Source organism: Paenibacillus sp. FSL R7-0345 (assembly GCF_038595055.1).
In the GTDB taxonomy this organism is placed as follows: Bacteria; Bacillota; Bacilli; order Paenibacillales; family Paenibacillaceae; genus Paenibacillus_AQ.
In genome coordinates this window covers 250,256-271,796 of the sequence record NZ_CP152002.1, presented here as the reverse complement: position 1 = coordinate 271,796, position 21,541 = coordinate 250,256, and the positions used below count along the sequence as shown (strand labels likewise).

General features: G+C 53.3%; 11 protein-coding genes and 1 pseudogene. All 12 read right to left on the bottom strand.

From position 1 onward, the window contains the following. Nucleotides 1-51: 51 nt before the first annotated feature. The 12 genes and pseudogenes from NST84_RS01210 to iolD all read right to left on the bottom strand — a co-directional run bounded on the left by NST84_RS01210 (nucleotide 52) and on the right by iolD (nucleotide 21,526). Entirely contained in the window at nucleotides 52-5,655 is a 5,604-nt protein-coding gene (locus tag NST84_RS01210) for a S8 family serine peptidase (protein WP_342563859.1), read from the bottom strand. Nucleotides 5,656-5,954: 299 nt separating this feature from the next. Next, nucleotides 5,955-6,365: pseudogene (locus NST84_RS01205) on the bottom strand (MATE family efflux transporter); the annotation flags it as partial. 173 nt (nucleotides 6,366-6,538) lie between these two features. After that, the gene (locus NST84_RS01200; RefSeq protein WP_342563858.1) at nucleotides 6,539-8,296 is read right to left on the bottom strand and encodes a hypothetical protein; all 1,758 of its coding nucleotides are present in this window, start codon (nucleotides 8,294-8,296) and stop codon (nucleotides 6,539-6,541) included. Between the two features lie 51 nt (nucleotides 8,297-8,347). Beyond that, on the bottom strand, nucleotides 8,348-9,055 hold the full coding sequence (locus tag NST84_RS01195) for a hypothetical protein (protein ID WP_342563857.1): 708 nt from the start codon (nucleotides 9,053-9,055) through the stop codon (nucleotides 8,348-8,350). Then, nucleotides 9,055-9,966 (bottom strand): TIM barrel protein, encoded by a 912-nt coding sequence (locus NST84_RS01190; protein WP_342563856.1) that lies wholly within the window; start codon nucleotides 9,964-9,966, stop codon nucleotides 9,055-9,057. Before NST84_RS01190 ends, NST84_RS01195 begins: the two co-directional genes overlap by 1 nt. Before the next feature lie 86 nt (nucleotides 9,967-10,052). Then, nucleotides 10,053-10,925, bottom strand: a complete 873-nt coding sequence (locus NST84_RS01185; protein WP_342563855.1) for a carbohydrate ABC transporter permease — start codon at nucleotides 10,923-10,925, stop codon at nucleotides 10,053-10,055. Nucleotides 10,926-10,949: 24 nt separating this feature from the next. Next, the gene (locus NST84_RS01180) at nucleotides 10,950-11,816 is read right to left on the bottom strand and encodes an ABC transporter permease subunit (RefSeq protein WP_342566316.1); all 867 of its coding nucleotides are present in this window, start codon (nucleotides 11,814-11,816) and stop codon (nucleotides 10,950-10,952) included. A gap of 120 nt (nucleotides 11,817-11,936) precedes the next feature. Further along, the gene (locus NST84_RS01175) at nucleotides 11,937-13,544 is read right to left on the bottom strand and encodes an extracellular solute-binding protein (RefSeq protein ID WP_342563854.1); all 1,608 of its coding nucleotides are present in this window, start codon (nucleotides 13,542-13,544) and stop codon (nucleotides 11,937-11,939) included. Nucleotides 13,545-13,975: 431 nt separating this feature from the next. Beyond that, nucleotides 13,976-16,225 (bottom strand): helix-turn-helix domain-containing protein, encoded by a 2,250-nt coding sequence (locus NST84_RS01170; RefSeq protein ID WP_342563853.1) that lies wholly within the window; start codon nucleotides 16,223-16,225, stop codon nucleotides 13,976-13,978. 541 nt (nucleotides 16,226-16,766) lie between these two features. Next, entirely contained in the window at nucleotides 16,767-17,855 is a 1,089-nt protein-coding gene (gene tnpB / locus NST84_RS01165) for an IS200/IS605 family element RNA-guided endonuclease TnpB (RefSeq protein ID WP_342563852.1), read from the bottom strand. Between the two features lie 660 nt (nucleotides 17,856-18,515). Next, the gene (gene iolE, locus NST84_RS01160; protein ID WP_342563851.1) at nucleotides 18,516-19,412 is read right to left on the bottom strand and encodes a myo-inosose-2 dehydratase; all 897 of its coding nucleotides are present in this window, start codon (nucleotides 19,410-19,412) and stop codon (nucleotides 18,516-18,518) included. Nucleotides 19,413-19,489: 77 nt separating this feature from the next. Beyond that, a complete protein-coding gene (gene iolD, locus NST84_RS01155; protein WP_342563850.1) occupies nucleotides 19,490-21,526 on the bottom strand; it encodes a 3D-(3,5/4)-trihydroxycyclohexane-1,2-dione acylhydrolase (decyclizing) in 2,037 nt (678 codons plus the stop codon). Between the last annotated feature and the right edge of the window lie 15 nt (nucleotides 21,527-21,541).

Here is a 21,541-nt window from a genome sequence, read left to right as displayed (position 1 = left end):
GGTAATTCCCGGCTTTTGCATAAAGTCATTACTTCAGAATATCAATCCTTATTATTCTGCTGCATTCAACAAATTGTATATCGTCTGCGCTGTTTCTGCACGGCTTGCTGCCGCTTTCGGAGCGAACAGTCCGCTCGCATGTCCGGACATAATGTCCAGGCTGGCCGCTTTGATGATTGCTTCTTCCGCCCAGGAGGAAATCGCAGGTTGATCCTTATAGGACGGAGTGCCGGTCTGAACACCTGCCTGCTTGGCAGCCGCGTATTCATAAGCCTTCACAGCGATTACAGCCATTTCTTCACGGGTAATGCTCCGGTTCGGAGCGAAGGTTGTCTCCGTAAGCCCGTTCACCAGTCCGGCTGCATGCGCCGCAGCAACCTCATCCGCATACCAGGCATCAGCAGCAACATCGCTGAATTGCCCTGCAGCAGATGTCTCACTCTTGAGTCCCAGTGCCCGCACGATCATCGCTACGAATTCCGCACGTGTCGTCTTGGCATCCGGAGCAAACAGGGTTTCCGACTGGCCGGTAACGATATGCTTCGCAGACAATGCCTTGATAGCTCCCGCAGCCCAGTGTGATGCAGAAAGATCCGTAAAGCTCTTCTCGTACGCCAGTACACCGTATGTGCTGAAGTGGCCTACACTGGCGGTAATTGTATGCTGTGCTGCATTGACCTTGCCGCCTGCATATTCCCAAGCGGATGTCTTTTCGTTCAGATAGTAGATGCCCGCCAGCTCTGCATTCAGACTGCTGCTGTAAGCCAGTGTCAGCTGCACCTCTTCAGGGAAGGCGGCAAGCCGGATTTCTTCTCCGCCCGCTTTTTTATAGGACAGATTGAAATCGTAAGCTCCACCTGAAATAAGTGTCACACCCGCTTCTGCGGTTACCGGGGTTACCGCCTTAACAGTAATATTCAGATAGATGTTGCCCTGATTATTGTCATTCGCCTGTGCCGCCAGTGCCGACAGCACTTCAGCCGGGATCGTTACTGTTCCAGCGTCAGTCCGCACCGCCAGGCTGCTGCCCTTGAGCAGTTCACCCGCATTGGCCGGAAGCTTAACGGGAACGCCTGCCTTACCGTCAATAGTTGCCACACCATCAGCTGCAGCTGCCAGGTCAGAGGCTGATACAGCCTGCTCAGTAACTACAGTAGTATTACCTGTATTGCCGCTGCTTGGGTTGCCCCCGTTGTTGGTGCCGCCGCCATTGTCAGTGCCGCCGCCATTGTCAGTGCCGCCGCCATTGTCAGTGCCGCCGCCATTGTCGGTGCCGCCGCCATTGTCAGTGCCGCCGCCATTGTCGGTGCCGCCGCCATTGTCAGTGCCGCCGCCATTGTCGGTGCCGCCGTTACCGAGCGTACCGTTCTTAATTTGCTCCAGCATTTCATCCAGTCCAACTCCATTGATCTTGTCCTGAGGAACCGCGTCTGCTGCGGCATTCTGGCCAAGTGCCAGGAAATTGTTCACAATGAACTGGATATCCTTATCATCAACGGTTCCATCCTGGTTGATATCGGATTCGGAATCATTGGTATTGTAAGCCAGTCCCGCTTGCTTCAAATCGTAAATATCGATAACTTCATCGCCGTTGACATCGCCGGCCAATGCGCCGTTCAGTGATAACAGCTGCTGTGCCCCGATAATCCCACCGTTCTCGAGCTTGTAATTCGTAGTCGAACGGCTGAGGGAGGTGTGTCCCGGCGATTTAAAGGTAACCTTGATGACCTCTTCGGATACAGGAATCGATTTGAGATCGTAGTAAGCATTTTTGTCTACAGCCGCGGTATAGGTTTTACCCGACTCGGTCTCTGCGTATACTTGGAAATTCATCTTGCTGTAATCTTTGCCGAATTGCAGATACTCCCCGTTCACCAAGAAGGCTTCCGGACTTACATATCCGTAGAGGCGTGAAGTATGAGATACGAAATCCATATAATCCAAATTATATGCCGGAGTATAGGCAGGCTCATCCGCTCCGGCCTGGGTTACGTAAAGGTCCGTCACCTGAACATTTGCAACCTTATTGTAGTAGGCGTCACTGCCCACCTTGTACTTGAGTGTCAGGAGCGGTACATCGCCAGCGATGCCGGCGAGATCTTCTCCTTGCAGATTCACTTTTACCGTACTGTAAAAGTCATTCGTAATCTCCCGCTGAACATCTACCGTAGCTCCCTGCTTGGCCGCCAGCGCTTTGAACTCGTCGGTTGCCCCGATGGACTCTAGTTCAAAGACGCCGGTAATATCCTGGAGGGTAAACTCGGCTCCGGTGAATGCCTTCAGATTGTTCATGTTGATTGAAGCAGTGAAGGTATCCCCCACTTTCACCGATTTCTTATCCAGTTCGGTGAGCGCATAGGTGGTATCCGGAGTGAGATAGGCGAAATTATTGTCCAGCCAAGTCGTACCTACCGTAGCAACATCCCAGCCGAAGAGCCGCAGCTGATAAGGCTCCGCCGCATAATCTTCCTTCGTAATCCCGTAGCGGAAGTTGCCTTCCTCATCAGCTTCAATATAACCTCCCATGAACGGGCTTCCGTATTCATAGTAGGTGATCGTGTTATCGCCCTGATTATAGGAATAACCCGCGTCCTGCAGGGTCTTCATGCTGCTGTCCTTAATGTTGCCGTGTACCCAGATCGCTGATACCTCTTTGCCGTCATAGGTCTCTGTTGTAAACATTGAATCATCCACTTCAATAACCGATGAAGTGAGCGCAGCCGCATCTCCGGCAGCATTCGTAGTCTTGAGCGAAAGTTCCGGTGATGTATTATCTACCAGTGTCATCGGGGATTCCACTTGATATGCATCACCATTTGTATCTATAGAGAGTGCCTCCAGTGCATATTCGCCTTCCGGAACAAAGCGAGAGACTTTAGAAATACCGCCGTCTTCCGTAAACGGATAGGCATAGCCTTTGAACAGATTGAACAGCATGTTTTCTTTGCCTGCTGCAATGTTTTTAGTGTCCACAGTGCCCAGGAATCCCAGTACCTCTCCGCTCTTGTAATCCTTGAGATAAATATCCATTGTCTCCATCGGGCTCTTCAGTGAGAAAAAGGCGGTTGTAACCCAGTTGGAATAGGTATGTGTCACATAGTTATTGGAAATTGCCGGCGGATCCATTTCCAGGTAACCGAGACCTTTATCCGATACCCGGATGATCATCGGCAATTGGTAAGCGTCCGCAGCGTCTGCTTCATTGATTACATGAATATATCCTTCATAGGTTGCGTTCGGTACCGAATCATTCATCAGCAGCTCGGCATTGAAGGTTGTGCTGGAATCTGCGGGTATTGTTACCTCATCGGTAACGAGTGTAATTGCGGTGCCCGCCGGCAATTCCAGCTCCAGACGGTAGGTCTTTCCGCTCTCTCCCCGGTTGTCCAGCTCCAGCGTTTTGCTGGCTGTAGTGGCCTTACCTTCCTCGGTATACACGCTTCCGAAATTCAGGGAACCGGTAATATCGGCGATTTCAACATACTGATTATCGGCAGAAACGCTGGTGGTTGTATCCAGCACCTTGACGCTTGTGTCTGCGTGAACAGCACGGTATGCATCCACCCGGCCTGCACCCACTTCGTATACTGAATAATCAGTGTTCAAGTCAACGCTTGTATTCATTAGGGCCGCTTTGACATCAAAAGGCGTATAGTCCGGATTAGCCTGCAGAATAAGGGCCGCAATGCCGGCTACATGCGGAGTGGCCATGGAAGTACCGGACATCCGCGTATAGGCGATATCATAATTGCTCTGGTTGACCGGATCATTCATATATACCGGATAGGTGGAGAATACCGCCACACCCGGAGCCACCAGGTCAGGCTTAATATCGTCGGTCCCCGATACAGGTCCGCGCGAGCTGAAGTCAGCCAGCGTATCGCCCGGCGACAATACATCCTCTGCAGCCGTAAAGCTGATAAACGGCTTATCCATTTGCTTAAGGCTCTCGCCTTCCGGCTTGAGAATTTGGAAGGTCGGAATAAACCCGGCTGCCTCGCCCAGATAATTGTCGATATATCCGGTTGTATTATTATAGATAAGGGCCGCTGCCGCGCCAGCCTTGGCAGCATTCTTAATTTTGACATTCAGGCCGATCTCCCCGCGTTCGATAAGGGCTACCTTACCTGCAACATCAAGACCGGTGAAATCTGCAGCCTTACCAAGACCCGCATATACGATTTCCAGCTCTGTACCAACGATGCTGGCAGGTTCATAGTTGAACTCTTCACCGAACAGCTTCATGGTCAGCGGCTGGTAGACAGTATCCGTAACCGTAGCAGACTCTGCATCTGCGGCTGCCGGAACCGCCGCATCATATACGGAAGCCGTAACAGAAGGAATCGTGATCGGCACACTGGAGGCCCCGATGGTAATTCCCAGTGCGCTGGCTCCCGGCGTTCCAAGCGTGCCGGCTGATGGACCATCATTGCCGGCCGCGATCACGCTGACTACCCCGGCAAGCATCGCATTGTTGATGGCTATAGAAGCCGGGTCAAGCGGATCGTTCAATTGCGAGCCGAGCGACAGGTTGATGACATCCATTCCATCCTGAACCGCTTTGTCAATCGCGGCGATTATACCGCTGTTCGCACCCGATCCATACGGCCCAAGGACACGGTAGGAATATAGCTCTACATCCGGCGCAACGCCCTCGACAGCATAACCGACAGCATTGACCTGCTGGCCGGCAATGGTTCCGGCTACATGTGTACCGTGGGCAGTGAAATACTCTGACTCGGATTCCGGCTCACCGGCTGCAATCCAGTCATTGTAGGTTGTCTCCATCGGATCGGCATCATTATCGATAAAGTCCCAGCCCTTGACGGCAGCCGGATCAACAGCCGCCGGATCTTCACCTGCGGTCTTGCGGTATCCCTGGTAGACTGTGGTTAAATCGGGATGATTATAATCAATCCCCGTATCCAGAACACCTACCTTAATGCCTTTACCTGTAATGTTCTCGTCATGCAGCTTGTCCACCCCGATAACCGGAAAGCTTTCCATCATCAGCTTACTGGCGGCAGTCTCTTCTCCCGCAGTCTCATCAGCGGCAGTGTCTTCCCCTGTAAGATTGGTAGGTACAACCGTATCTTCCGGTAATTGAACGGTAGTATCATTCCAGATCTTTTTGACCAGTCCGGAACTCGCCAAATCCTGTACAGCCGTCCCCGGCAGGGTCACCGCCACACCGTTAAAGGCTTCGCGGTACTCCTGATAAACCGTAATTCCCGACGAATTGTAGGCAGTTCCGCTGCGTGCTGTCTGCAGTTTATTGATAAAAGCCTTAAAGTCTTTATGGGACTGCTCTACCTGATCCTCTGCGGAGGTCAAAGAAAATTTCTTGGCCTGGCCAGAGCTTACCTGTCCGGATACTGCCGCCGGTTCAGGGATAAACTGGACGATGACGTTGACAAGATCTGTGCTCTCTGTGTTAATTTCAGGCGAGATTACCGGTCCGGCACTTACCCTGAGCTGCTCCAGGGCCTGTCTTTGTGCCGGGGTCAAGCCCTTAAGTATAGCTGCCGCCTGTTCCTGGGTAACAGTGCTGCCTGCGGACGGCGCCGCGAAAGAGGCAGGGGCCAGCAAAGTGGAAATCAGAAGTCCTCCTGCAACTGTACCGGAAAATAAGCGGTTCATTGTTTTGCGCTTCATTTAAACCCTCCATAATTTCATATTTAACAAATGTAAAAAAGATGTTAACCCAATTTTTTAACTTAATATAAGCTGTAGGATTTTTGCTGTAAATTGGGGTAATTCTGTGTTTCAACTCATAGAAAATAAGGGAATATCCGTTAAATCACTGTCATATATTCGGATAAAGCAGGACTTACTCCGCCCAAAAGGCACAAAAAAAGACCGCTTTCTGCTGAAAGCGGCCGCCTTACCTGTTCCGTTTACCCCAAATGAGGCTGTACAGAAATTATATATATAACATCTTGCCTTAATCTGGGTTAAATTACCTTGTGCTGCAGCCACTTATCCCCGAGGAAACGCCGCATGAAGATAAAGCCCCGCACACCCCACTCGCAGTTCATCGCCAGCCAGACGCCGACAATCCCCATACCGAATTGGATGCCCAGCAGGTAGCCGAGCACGACGCGGAACAGCCACATCGACAGCATCGAGACCATCGACGTGAACTTGGAATCGCCCGCTGTCCGCAGCGCAGACGGGGTAATGAAGCTGACCGACCACAGCGGGATCTGGGCAATCGAATTGATCAGGAAGACCAGGAAGATATCACCGATAATCTCAGCCGGCGGATGGAACAGCGAGACCAGCGGATTGAATAACGGGAAAATCAGCATGGCCATCAGCACATAGGAAGCAGATGACAGCACAAGGAACGATTTAACAAACTTCGTAATCCATTGTATCTCCGGAAAAATACTTATCGAGCAGCCGGCTTCCCCGCTTCCCGTTTACCTTACCCTTTCCCCCAGGCTCTGGCATAACCGTTCACTTCTTTATATTAGAATTTTGAATCTTGTCATTCTAACATACGAGGCTCAGGAGTCAAGGCTGTTCACCATTTTTACAGGTTTTCCCCTTTTTGCAGGGAAGGAGACAGGGTGATTGTGATCTCTTTATCAAATGGAGTCATCAGGTTGACCAGCACCGCTTTGCAGTTATTCTGCAGCTTCGCCTCACGTACTGAGGTCGCCAGATGTCCTGTCTCGCCGCCGGTCAGCTCAATCCAGTCCTCCCCGCATTCATAACGGAGGGTACCGCCGCTCCAGAGATAACCGTCCTCTCCCAGATCCTTCAGATCACCTGATGTAAAGCTGCCTTCCTTGCCAAAAATAAAGGACAGCTGGCTCATGACCTCGCCCGGCTCCCCAGCCTGCAGACGCAGGGTCCAGCCTGTACCGGTGCGCTCCGCGTCTACTTCTGCGCGGAAGGTCTGCTCATGGGTCAGCGGACGGCTGTGGTGCGGAAGCAGATACCAGGGACTGACCGCGGCAGCGGCCGATTCAGGCAGAAGTCCCGTTTCTACAGGCCCGTAGTAGCCCTTCTTCTGCTCTCCCGTAAGCCGGTAGCCCTGCGGCAGCTTGATCATTTCCTGCATCGGCACATATCCCGGGTTGAAATAGGATGCCAGCTGCACGGCCAGCAGCCGCACCTCACCATGGCGCAGTGCGAAGAAGGATGGCGTCTCCGTCATGAGCGTGATGCTGGTATCCCCGTCCCGGTAACGGGCCACCGGGGCCCCGAAATCGGTATGCATCCGGCTGTGGGAAATCCGGCCCTGATGGCCGGCAGCCTCCATACCGGCAAGATAGCCGTGCCGCAGAAACTCACCGTTCAGGACTGTTTCATATTTCTCAGGGAGGATGGCCTCCGCCGCAGGCGGCTGCTGCAGCTCAGGCTCCAGCAGCATCCGCACCAGCACATTCACCGAGCAGACGCCGGGATTGCTGAGCGCCCGGCCGGCCCATTCGGCCATTCCGGCGAATACAGGATCATTATCTTGCCGGGCCAGGATGGCATACGGCAAATAATACGGGGACAGGTCGTGCACATGTCCCAGATCCTGCCGCCCGGAATAATCGGTCACGACCTCGCCCGACGGATGGACGAGGTAGACCATCATCCGCAGGTTCAGGCGAACCGGGTCCAGCAGCTGCGGGCGGTCCAGCAGGCGGGCAGCATGAATCAGCATAATATCGCTGACTGCGCTGTAAATACCGTTGCTCCGCTCGGTCCACTCGCCGTCCGGCGTAATATCCATGCCTTCGGCCAGCCACTGCTCGGCACGCTGGACAGCCTCCGGCAGCCCGAACAGCTCATGCAGATAGGCCAGCGCTGCGCTGATTACCCAGCGGTGATTCGGCGTATGGCCGCCGCCGGTAAGCATCGCGGGAATGGTGCGCTCCAGAAACAGCCGCATATTGCCAAGCACAGGCGCAAGCGGCGCCCAGTCCTGCCGGGCCAGCAGCTGATACAGCTGGGCGTAGCCGACAATTACAAAAGCCGTATCCGGCGGGGAATGATAGTTCGTCCAGCCCGGGGAGATTGTGCCGTCCGCATGCTGGCCGCGCAGCACGAACTCCGCAGCCAGCCCCAGACGTTCCAGCAGCTCCTCATCGCGGTAGTATTTAGAATCAGGATTCGCCAGTGCGGCGCCCCAGTAGCACATCTCGGTCGGTGTCCCGGTCGTATGATTGACCCAGGCAACGCCGGTAAAGGGATCAATGGTGCCGCCGTAATAGCGGCTCTCCGGATCGAGCACCTGCCGGGCTAAGCCTTCTTCAACTGCTCTATCGTTACTGTCCACCAGTTGCTTATACATTGTCATTCCTCCATGTTAGGCATTTAACACTCCGCACTGCCGGCAGTGCCGTTAGTACAGCCGCTCAAGCTCATTGCGCACACGCTCCGGTATTTCCGCAAACAGCTCATCCCACGAAACAAACAGCTCCTGCCGGTGTGCATACTCCCAGTTATCGTAGTTTAAGGAAGGAGTAAACCGGCAGGTCTGCAGATAATTTCGTACCTTCCGGTCAATTCCTTCGTCCGAAGCCAGCAGGCTGTGGAAGCAGTCACCGAAGATCAATCCGTCAGCCCCCGCTTCCTCCTGCGTACAGCCGGCAAAGCCCGGCAGCAGCTCAAACACCTCAGGCAGCGGTGAAAGGGCATGCTTACCGGGCTGTACATACAGGCTGGCACGTGTGCCGCTCAGATTGGTACGGCCGCGAACCAGCCCTTTCAGATATTTGCCGTGAAAGCTGGCTTCGACATCTGCAACCTCACCGTCACTGCCGATATACACCCATACATGCTCCAGATCGTACAGATGCTGAATATCGTAATCGTAATAAATAGCGTATTCCACAACAGCCGCAACAGCCGGCCGGCTCACCTTAAGCCTGCGCCGGAAGGAGGGAGAAGCCCCGCCCTCCCGCAGAACCGTCACGCCGAAGCGGACGGGGTAAAAAGGCTCGTTCCGGTCAAACAGCAGACGCGGAGCATAGGCGGCCGCCAGTCTGCGGTCTTCCAGGCTTAACCCACAGTCTTCATTGTGCAAATTGCCATCCTCTGCACTGAGCATCAGAGCGCCCCCCGTGCCGCCAGCTTAGCCGTAAGCAGACGGTGGCTCTCATGAATCTCCTCCGGCAGACAGGCTGCTTTCAGTTCATACACTTTCACCTGGGCCCGCTCAATCATCGGCAGATAAGCATCATAGAAATGCATATCCCCGCTGTTTACGTAGGGACACCAGTGATCCGAGAGCCCGATGGTCTCGTGGATATGGACCCCGACGATATCATCCATCAGCCCGTCCATCTCCCCCACACTGTCGTACAGCCCCAGCCGGTCCATCATAATCGCATGGCCGGTATCATACCAGATGCCGACCGGCGCGCCCTTCAGCGCCCGGATGATTCTTTTGGCCTCGGCCAGCGTCGGTATCTGCTGCGGCCGGGAGCGTGTCTCAATGCCGAAGCGGATGCCGTTCAGTCCCTTGGCAGCCGCTTTGTCGCATACTTCGTACAGGCTTTCGGTAATAGTCTTCACATAACCGGCACTGTAAGCCTCCCGCCGCTCCAGCAGCTCCGCCCATTTGCTGCGGAAAGCCAGGGAATCCTTGCCTTCCCCGCTGTAGAGCTGCTCCAGCTCCTTGGCGATATCATTCGGGAAGGGTACTTCCCCGGGATGGACAACTACAGCTTCACCGCCGTAACGCTGCGCATACTCAGCAGAGCGGACCAGCAGCTGGATGGCCCGCTGCCGTTTCTCCTTGTCCTCGAAGCCGAGCAGCACGGAATCCGTGCCGTAATCGGGGTCCGGAACATGAGGGAAGGTGTTATGGACACTGGAGATGCCGATTTCCCCCCGCTCGATCATCGGTTCAATCGCCCACAGCATCTCTTCAGTCACATTATAGTTAAGCTCCACCCTGCGGAAGCCGAGCCCGAGAATTTCCCTCAGCAGCCCGTCCCCTGTCGTGTGTCGCTTCATATTCCAGCAGGTTGAGAATGAAAATGCCCCTTTATCGTCCAATTCCTTACTCTCCTTTCCTTTCGCTGCCTATGTGGCCGGCAGCACTAACCCTTAACGGCACCCAGCATAACGCCGCTGACAAAATACTTCTGCAGCCATGGATATACCAGCAGAATAGGCACGGTAGCGAAAATTACAGTTGCTGCCTTCAGACTCTCCGGTGTCAGCCTTGTGCGGCTGGCACCTTCCATCAGCGTCAGCTCGGAGATCATATTGTTCTGCACCATCTGGAACAGCTTGAGCTGCAGCGGATACAGTTCCGGACTGTTGATGTACATCAGCGCATCCTGGAAACCGTTCCAGCGGCCTACCGCATAGAAGAGAGCCAGCGTTGCAAGCACAGGCATGGACAGCGGCAGGACGATGCTCATCAGTGTGCGGAGGAAGGAGCTGCCGTCGATCTCGGCCGATTCTTCCAGACTCTGGGGGATATTATTGAAGAAGGAGATCAGGATGATCAGGTTGAACGGACTGACCAGGCCGGGCAGAACGAGCGCCCAGGTGGAATCGAGCAGGCGCAGGTCGCGCATCAGCAGATATTCAGGAATAATCCCGCCGCTGAAAAACATGGTAATGATGATGATAACCATAAACAGCTTGCGGCCTTTCAGATAGCCCTTGGTGAGCGGATAGGCTGCGGCAATGGTAAAGAGCATGCACAGCAGGGTTGTCACCGCTGTCAGCACCAATGTATAGCCCAGGGAGCGGATCATTGAGGTATCTGAGAACACCTGAACATAGGCATTCCAGTTCAATTCAATCGGAAAAATCGTGACTTCACCGGAAGTAATAGCCCGGTTGGAGCTGAGCGATACCGCAATAATATGCAAGAACGGAGCCAGACAAAACAATACGAACAAGGCCACACAGGTAATAATGACGATATCAAATATCCGGTTTGAAGTACGTTCACTCATAGTACTCCGCCTCCTTCCTCTTTATCAGATAATACCGTTGCCGGTCATTTTTTTCGAAATATAGTTGGAGCCCAGAATGAATACCAGTCCGACCACTGCCTGGAACAGTCCGACTACAGTAGCCAGGGTGTACTGCCCTGATTCCAGACCGATCCGGTAGACAAAGGTACTCAGTACATCTGAATATTCGCGTACCGCTGTATTCCCGATAACGTATGGGCGGTCAAAGCCAATGCTGACCATTTTACCGAGATTGAGAATAAGCAGGGTTACAATCGTCGGCTTGATGCTTGGCAGCGTAATATACCAGATCTTCTTCATTCGTGTTGCTCCATCGACCTCTGCCGCTTCAAACAGCTCTCTGTTTACACCGGTAAGTGCGGCCAGATAGAGGATCGTTCCCCAGCCGGCGCTTTGCCAGACCCCTGTGAACAGATAGGTGATCAGCCACGGCCCCTTTTCAGTCAGGAATGGAACCGGGTTTAAGCCCAGGCTCTGCAGCACCTCGTTGATCATACCGGACTGGTTGCCGAACAATTGATAGACAATCCCCCCGATAATGACCCAGGAAATAAAGTGAGGGATATACAGAATAGTCTGCGAGATTTTTTTGAACCATGCACTCTTAATCTCATACAGCATAATTGCCAGAATGATCGGGGCGGGGAAAGAAACTAGCAAATCCAGGAAATTAAGCATAAATGTATTGCGCAGTGCGATGTAGAACTCTTTCATGTTAAATACTTCACGGAATGCGTCGAACCCGATCCATTCACTGCCGCCGATCCCCTGGAACAGATTGAAATCCTTAAAGGCAATCTGCACGCCGTACATCGGCCCGTAACGGAAGATAAAGAAGTAAATGAGTGGCAGTGAAAGCAGCGCGTACATTTGCCAATACCGCTTCAAGTAGCTGACTTTACTCAAGCCGGTTCCCTCCTTGGGAAGAAAAACCGGACGGAGCGGCGTACCAGCTCCCTCCGGTTCTCTTTTTATATTTATTTAGGGTGCCTACAGATCCTTCAGTGCCGCTTCCAGTTCTTCTTTCAGCTGGGTTCCGCCAAGGGACATGAAGTCCTTCATTTCCTGCTCGTAAACCGCATCGAATTGCTCCGGTTTGGCCATAGCTGTCTTAACGATAATTACGGCCAGCTTGTCATTGAGGGTAGTTCCATACTTGGATTCCGCTTCAATCGGTTTACCGAAGACGATTGGACCCACGGTATCGGTATTGGCAATATCAATGGATTGCTTCAGCATTTTCTGGTTACGTTCCGGGAAGCCGCTGATCCATGCCTTTTCATTGGTTGCCTGATCGCCGATGTTCTTGCCGTTAGAGATAATTGCCATATCGCCTGCGTTGAATAAACGGTCAGCGAACTCCTGGGAAACGTCTGCCTTAACTACCGGGATACCGTCAACCAGATCATAGTTCTCACCCTCAACCCCGCTGTAGATATCGATCAGATTGTTGTCCGAGGCCATCCAGTCCAGATATTTAATGGCTTCCACCGCGCGTTTGCTGCTCTTAGGAATCATGATGTACATCCCGTTTGAGGCATAACGCGATTTAATATGCTTGTTACCTTCGTTCGCATTGGTCAGGACGTCTACTGCCGTTACAGTGCTGCCCTGTACATTTTTGTACAAGTTATCCAGGGTACCTTCATTGTAGAAGATATTGTCCACATCTTCAGACCAGTAGCCGACATTGCCGTTCTGGACATCTTTGGCAAGTTGCGTTTTATCTTCATCCAGACTGAAATCCTGGCTGATCAGCCCTTCATTGTAGAGCTTATTCAGGAACTGCATCGCATCCTTGAAGCCATCATGCAGCGGCAGCTCATAGCGCTGGCCGTAAGTCAGATCGCCCTTAATCGGTTTCAGGAAAGAATAGATTAGCGTTTCGAACTGGGCTGGAGCAAGCGCCATGCCCATCGGGATGTTTTTGCTGCCAAGACCGCCCGGGTCTTTCTCTTTAAATGCTTTCAAAGTAGTGTATAGTTCGTCTGTTGTAGTTGGCGCCGGCAATCCCAGCTTATCCAGCCAATCCTGACGGATATAGGAGCTGTAACGGCCTGTGATTGCCCGTTTCCCAGGGATGGCCATCTGCTGGCCATCTAGCTGTCCGAACGCCAGAGTATCATCACCGAGGAATTTTTTCAGAGTCGGCCCGTATTCATCAATCAGTGCTCCAACATCGGTCAGGCCGCCCTGCTGGGCGTATCGGTAGAACACACTTGAATCATAAGTGAACACTATATCAGGTACATCCGTGTTGCTCGCCATCAGTACGTTCAGCTTGGTGACTTCCTCGGAGCGCTGCACCGGAACATATTGAACATCAATGTTGTTCGGATCGCCGAACCGTTCCTGCACCAGATTGGATAAGTAGTTGTTTGTAATGGTGTAAGGCTCAGGGCTGTTACCGCGGTCGAAAATTTCCACCTTCAGCGTAACGCGCTCTTTGCTGCCCCCGTCAGTGGCTGTGCCACCGTTTGATGATGGGTTTGCGTTTGAATCAGAGGAACAGCCGGCCAGCAGGGACATCCCCATTACTGCGCTCAATCCGATCCCGAGTGCCTTCTTCAGAACTTTCTGGTTTGCATTCACTGTCATTGTGCCATCTCCTTCGCCCCTGTGGGCTTAATGGTGACTTAATGAAACTTTATGAATCCCCCAACCTCGCATCTTAACTCCCGTGTGGCCTTCCTTCAGAAAAGAGTGCTTATTACGCTTGCCGCCTTTACTGCTCGGCCGCTTAACGTTCCGGGATGACCACAGTATTCCATACCTTCCGGACGTCTGACAATAAACCTGTTTCGGATTGCAGAAATACTTAAAATTCGGACTTCCGGTTTATCCGACCAACCATTTTCGTATGATAAACCGCTTTCATATGGGCAAAATAAAGGCCGTATCCCTGTCTGCATGCCCATTTCAGCGACATTCGGACAGATCATACGGCTGGTTAAAGGTTTATACATTCAGCTGCTGCAGCTGCAGGCAGTACCTGCGTTATGGTTTATTGTGTCACTGCTTCTATCTAATCAGGCTTTGCCCAATTCCCGGCGTTTAAGCTGGCGGTAATCTCCCGGTGTGATGCCGGCCACCCGTTTGAATACTCTGCCAAATGTAATTGCATTGGCATAGCCTACCTGAAGCGCGATATCCTGCAGGGGATAATCGGTCTCCGCCAGCAGCTGTTCAGCCTCTTTCATTCGCAGCTCTGTTACGAAATCCACAAACTTCATTTTAAATTCCGTTTTGAACAGATAGCTGGCGTATTTGCCCGATACCTGGAAGCGGTCGCTCAAATGCTTCAATGAAAGATCAGGATTGGCAAAATTCTCTTCAATATAATGCTTCATCTCGGTGACCATCGCCCGGTAGCTCTTGGTCTCACTGGCCGAGACATACGTACGGAACAGATCGGTCAGATATTCCAGCAATATATTTTTCATCTCATCCAGCGACTCGGCTTCCTCAAGCCCTTTTAGCCGGATCGAGGCGGTCTCCGCCGACAGCTCATCCTGCAGTTCCTCCGACATCACGGCTACCTCACGGCTGAGCATCTGCAGCATCGCCTGAATCAGGGAGCGGATATCATCGTCCTGGAGAAAATTTTGCTCAAACGCTTCAAAAATCCGCTCCAGCTGCTCCCGCCATTGACCGCTCGACATCCGGAACTGCTTAACAAACTCTGCAATCATCTGCAGATAAGCATAGGTCTCCAGCAGCGGCTGGCGTGCCTCTCCGTGTTCTGCCAAAGCGACATCCCCGCTGCGGAGCAGCTTATGCTGCATGACATATTCAGCCGCCGTATAGGATTCACGAATGGTTCCCGGACCTGCCACAGCCGGGCCAATGCCAAAGCTGAGCGAAATTCGCAGGTTCTGCTCCACCCATGAGCGGCAATCTTCCGCAAAGACGCGGATCCGCTTGGTCATTTCCTCATCGCTGCCGGTCGCCAGGAACAATATCGCGACCCGCCGCGTTCCGACCCACTCTGCCCAGCCCTGCAGCTCGGCGTTACGCGCAAGCTCCTGAAATACATTCATCAGCGCAAACTTGAGCGTATTCTGATCTCCTCTGGTATAACGCTCCTCAAAAACCCGCTCATAGCGGTTAATTTCACTGAGCACGACTGTAAAACGGGAGGAGGCGTCAGCACCCGTAAGCGGGGACAGCTCCTCCATCCGCCCGATGACATCATCCAGCCGCTCGCTGTGCAGCAGATCAGTGAATAGCTTACTGCGCTGCAGCAGCAGGTTTTCCCGGCTTTTGCGGTCATAGTCGGTCATGTGGTTAATCAGGTCCTCCAGCACCCCGTCAATGAGCATCATTTCGTCAGGTTTATCTTTGGACTGATCCATCTGCCGGATCTGATGGCCTTCAATGCGGTTCATAATAACCTGAATCGGTTTATAGTTGCGCCGGGTCACATAGACCAGGTAAAAGATTGCACAAATTACTGTTCCGATGGCAATCGCCACCCAGAGATAGGAAATGACCGAAACCCAGCCGAACAGGTTGCCTGCTTTAATTCCGCTTGCGAAGGTCCATCCAAGCCGCTTAAGTTGCAGTGTATTCAGCTGCTTGCCGCTTGCCGCCCCTTCATTGTCGGAATGGGCCTGGTAGACTGTTTTGCCATCCCCGTCCAGAATCGTTACAAAAGAAAGCTGCTGATTGACCATGCTATCGACAAGCTGCTCAATTCCGCTCATTTTGACATTGATGACCAGTACTCCCTCAGAGCCGAAAGGCAGCGGCATCGCTTTATTAGTAGTAAGCACACGTATCGGTGTACGCTGTGACAGTTCAGCCTCATAGCTGCGAACAGGCTGCCAGCCTTCCGGCAAGGGTCCGGAGGTGATCTGCCTGATCCAGTCCTCGTCTATGAAGCCGGAAAGGTCCTTTAATCCAGTATCTGTTAAAACGCTTTCATTAACTTTGTCATAGAGATAGATAGACTGAATGTAAGAGGACTCCTGAATGAGGCCGCGCAGGCTCTGGGCAACTGCATAAACAGATCCGGTATCCGGCTGTCCGGTGTTATTAAAATACTGCTTGTAGACATCGCTGCGTTCAATCGACTCTAGCACGGACAGCTCCACTTCTCTAATGGTCTTATCTACATTATCCATGAGATAGCTGGCTGAGATGCGGTCGGCTTTTTGCGTCTCCATCCGGGAAATATCATTAATAAATACAAACGAGGCAAAGATCAGAATCGTTACCGTCAGCAAAAAGATAGGAAAATAAGAAAGCAGCAATCGGCGATACCAGGTACGGAACAATAGACAACCTCCTCCACAACCGTTAGGATACCAGGCCGCGGTCCGGCCGTTCATGTGCAAATACGGGATAAAGATGAAGCCTGTATAAGGTTAAGCCATTTAAAGACTCATGAATCACAGACGAGCTTATGTTCGGATTTCTGCCATTATAGCATAGGCGTCCAGGACCCGGCCAACGGGTAAAATCAGGGATTTCACGCTGAGCCTTTTCCCCCGCTGTGCCGGACCGGCAGCATAATAAAAATGCTGACGCAACCGCTGGATTCCGCTGTGGAGGAGAGCAGGTTATGGTGACGGAATTGGTGCGGGATGGGCTGTTTATATGTAAATATAGTTAATAAGTTATTAATTTAACAGTATTTATAAGGGTTTCCGTATAGCAGAAAATCACCCTTACGGGTGATAAGCTTAAAACTTTGAATTCTCCCCCACTTAGCTGACGCTTGAAGTGACGGATTCTTGCGAACAGAAGAGTAGCCTCTTCTTATTTAGCAAGCGATCCCTACGTTCCCGCAGTTCGATGGTTTGGTTAGGGTAGCGGTTAAACCGCTAATTGTGCAATATTATGAGCGGCGTTTTCATCACGGTCATGGAGCGTACCGCAAGTGATGCACGTCCATTGCCGAACCGCCAGATTCTTTACTTCGGGGTGGATCGTGCCACAGATGTGACACCGCTGACTGGTTGGTTCAAATGTATCGGCGATCCGAAGGGTTCGTCCATACCATAGGGCTTTGTACGTCAGTTGCCGTACCCACTCCCCCCAAGACGCATCCGCGATGGATTTTGAAAGCTTGGGATTCTGAATCATATTCGCGACACGCAGATGTTCGATACTAATCGTTTGGTTTTCACGAATCAGTTTCGTTGTCAGTTGGTGGAGGAAATCATTTCGTTTATTCGCAATACGTTCGTGAATGCGAGCGACATGCTGTTTCGCTTTCTTCCAGTTGGAGCCGCCGTGAGTACGCCGAGCCATCCGCCGCTGCCAAAGCGCCAGCTTTTTCTCATATTGGCGGTAGAAGCGGGGATTGGCATAACGTTCCCCATTCGAGCATACGGCGTATTCTTTCAAACCTAGGTCGATGCCGATATGTGCGTCCACTTGCGGCAGTGGGTTCTTTTCAACTTCGCAAACGAGCGAAACGAAAAATTTCCCGCTGGCGTTTTGACGCACGGTAGCGGACAATATCCGGCCTTCCAGCTTCCGGGAGTTTGCAAAAGTCATCCAGCCGAGTTTTGGGAGCTTCAAGCGACTACCCTCAATGGCGATATTCCCGTTCACGAATTTGGTCGTGTAACTTTGAACCGGTTGCTTTCGGCTCTTGAAGCGTGGCGCTTGATTTTGCTTTTTGAAAAAGCGATCAAAGCTATCCGCCACATGACGGGCAGCCGACTGCAAAGCGATGCTATCGGCTTCTTTCAGCCAGTCGTATTGTGCTTTTAGTGCAGGGAGCTGTGTCGCACAAGCGTGATAGGACAAGCTTTTTCCCGTTTCCGAATAGCTTTGATTCCAAGTATCCAAAAAGTAATTGAACACAAAGCGGCAGCAGCCAAACATACGCCTTATGAGTTGCTGTTGTTCCGGTGTAGGGTAGATCCGGTATTTATAGGCTTGATGAATCAGCATGTGTGACACCTCTTTTTTTTGGGTGATCTTATCCGTATCATAGCACATACGTTCGGGTTTAAGTCAACAACCGCAGATTCATCCCCACCCTATCGAGGGTGGAGTATTCTCCGCTTTTTTAGATAAAATCAGCATGCAAAACCCGCTCTACGCTGGCAGTTTAGAAGGAACCCTGGTCGGGTGCGGACGTACAGCATCCGACATTTGGGCCCAGATTGGGCACGATTAGTGGGATTTTCCCTCTATTCCGGCGTTTCAGCCCCGATTTGGGTGCCATTAGTGGGATTTTTCCCTTTACTCCGGCGTTTCGGCCCCCGTTTGGATACCATTAGTAGGATTTTTCCCTCTACTCCGGCGTGTCGGCACCTGTTTAGGTACCATTAATGGGATTTTTCCCTTTACTCCGGCGTCTCGGCCCAGTTTTAGGCACGATTAGTGGGATTTTCCCCTCTATTCCGGCGTCTCGGCCCAGCTTTGGGCACGATTAGTGGGATTTTCCCTCTACTCCGGCGTTTCGGCCCCCGTTTGGATACCATTAGTGGGATTTTTCCCTTTACTCCGGCGTTTCGGCCCCGATTTGGGTGCCATTAGTGGGATTTTTCCCTCTATCCCGGCGTTCTGGGACAAATCCCCCTTCACTCGTATCCCCAGCTAATATAACTACAGACCGCTGGTTTCCCGGATATACTTCCGGGCTTTGATCGCATACTCCAACGGGTCGGCCAGCGCCGGGTCCTGCTCCGCTTCGACCACGAACCAGCCTGTATAGGACGAACCAGCCAGCTCGGCAAAAATATCAGCGAACTCGATACACCCGTCGCCAGGCACAGTGAACGCTCCCGCTTTTACCGCCTGCAGGAAGCTGAGCTTCCCGGCAATTACACGCTGGACCACATCCGGGCGGATGTCCTTTAAATGAACATGCCTGATCCGCGGCAGATGGGCACGCAGTACTTCAAGCGGATTTTCTCCGGAAAAAGCCAGGTGTCCGGTATCAAACAGCAGGGAAACTTCAGCTGGATCCGTCAGCTCCATCAGCCGGTCGATTTCCGCAGCTGTCTGCACACCGGTGCCCATATGATGATGATAGACGATGGCCATTCCTTTTTCGGCGGCCAGACGCCCCAGCTTGCCTAGCCCTTCGGCCAGTAGCGCCCACTCGTCCTCTGTAAAGACAGGCTTGGCATCAAACAGCGGCGTTGCCATCTGCCCCTGGATGCTCCGGCCCTGCTCGGAGACGACGATGACCTTCGCCCCCATGGCATGCAGAAAATCGCGGTGCGCCACAAAAGCTTCAGCCGTCTCTTTGTACGGCTGCACCGTCAGATGCGCGCTGAACCAGGCGCTGGCAATCTCCAGGCCGCGCAGACCAAGCGCCCGGTGCAGCACCTCCGGAGAGCGCGGATACTTGTTGCCGACCTCGCTGCCCTGAAAACCGGCGAGTGCCATCTCGCTGATGCACTGCTCAAAGGTGTTGCCCCCGCCCAGCTCAGGCATATCATCATTGGTCCAGGCAATGGGCGCAATCGCCAGGCGGACCGCCTCTTCTTTGAACATCAATGTTCCTCCCCTTCCATTATGTCAGGTATGGCCGGCTCCGGCCGGCCGCTGCAGCCCGTTATATTTCGGCAGCATCAGTAGCTGCGTGCTTTCTCCAGTCCGCTCAGTCTCTGAGCATATGCCTCCTGCACGCTCTCCTTGCCGGATACCTCCGCCACACCGACATGCCACCACGCACCGTATCCGTGGGTCATCGTCTTCGGCAGCACCTTGATGTCGATCAGCGTGGACTTCTCGCTCTTCCTTGCCGCCTCCAGCGCGCTGCGCAGCTGCTCGGCTGTCGCCGCCCGGAAGGTCTCGACCCCGTAACCTGCTGCGCTCGCTGCATAGTCGATCAGCATCAGCTCGCCGCTCAGCTGGCCGTCTGCTCCGCGGCGGCGGAATTCCGTTGCCATGCTGTCCAGGCCCTGCTCCATCTGCAGATTGTTGATGCAGCCGAAGCCTGCATTGTCCAGCAGAATGACGTTGATCTTCTTGTTCTCCTGCAGGCTGGTTACCAGCTCGGAATGCATCATCTGGTAGCTGCCGTCGCCGACCAGGGCGTATACCTCGCGCTCCGGCTCAGCCAGCTTGATGCCGAGTGCTCCGGCAATTTCATAACCCATACAGGAAAAGCCGTATTCCATATGGTAAGTATCCGGCACAGCGGATTCCCACATCCGCTGCATGTCTCCCGGCAGACTGCCTGCCGCTCCAATAGCAATCGCATCCTGAGGAATAAGCTCGTTGATTATGGCGAGCACCTGCGTCTGCGTAAGCGAAGTGTTCAGCACCTCGGCATACTCGGGCAGCTTGTCGTCAAGATGACCGGCAATCTCAGGCACAAACGAAGCCGGTTCTTCTCCCTGCACAGCTTCAGCCGCGCCGGAAGCAGCTGTCCCGCCACCGCCACCGGCTATACCCGCCGCTTCTGCTACAGCTCCAACAGCAGCATCATCTGCCCGGTATTCAATACCGGCCAGCCGCGCCCTTTCCGCCGCCCATGCCTGCTTTGCCTCCGTGATCTCATCCGTATAGGCGGAACGATAGCCGCGTTCCTCCAGCGCAGCGGATAACGCTTTCAGTCCTTCGGCAGCATCGCAGACCACCGCCAGCGCATCCAGCTTGGCTGCATGGTAAGGCGACGCGTTAAGCGTCACAAACTCCACGCCGGGATGGGCGAACAGGCTCTTCGAGCCTGTGGTGAAATCGGTGAACCGGGTGCCGGCACCGATAACCAGATCTGCCTCCGCAGCCAGCGTGTTGGCGCAGCCGTTGCCGGTAACGCCCAGTCCGCCCAGGTTGTAGGTGAAGTCGCTGGCGACAGCGCTTTTGCCGGCCTGCGTCTCGCCGAACGGAATGGCGAACTTCTCCGCGAAGTCGCGCAGCGCAGCTCCGGCATCGCTGTAGCGCACACCGCCGCCGCACACCAATAGCGGACGCTGCTTGCCGGCGATCAGCTCGGCCGCCGCGGCAATTTCATCCGGATGCGGCAGCCGGCGGGCAATCTTATGAACGCGTCTGCGGAAGAAGTCGGCCGGATAATCCCAAGCCTCACCCTGAATATCCTGCGGCAGCGCGATTGTCACCGCCCCGGTGTCTGCCTGATCTGAGAGCACACGCATTGCGTTCAGCAATGCTGACATCAGCTGCTCCGGCCGGTAAATCCGGTCCCAGTATTTGCTTACAGCCTTGAAAGCATCGTTAACCGTAATCGACAGGTTGTACGTGTGCTCCATCTGCTGCAGCACCGGGTCCGGCTGTCGGGTAGCAAAGGTATCGCCGGGCAGCAGCAGTACAGGAATCTGATTCGCCGTCGCTGTCGCGGCAGCTGTCAGCATATTGGCCGAGCCCGGGCCGACGGAGGCCGTACAGGCCATAATCCGCCGCCGCCGGCTCTGTTTGGCAAAAGCAGTCGCCGCATGCACCATCCCCTGCTCATTGCGGCCCTGATACACCTTCAATCCACCCGGGTTCTCCTGAAACGCCTGCCCAAGGCCAAGCACGTTGCCGTGGCCGAAAACAGTAAACACACCCTCAACGAAGCGCTCCGGCCCATCGCCGAAATCGACATACTGCTCATTCAGAAACTTCACCAGCGCCTGCGCCGTTGTTAATCTGATCCGTTCCACTTGAGTTCCACCCTT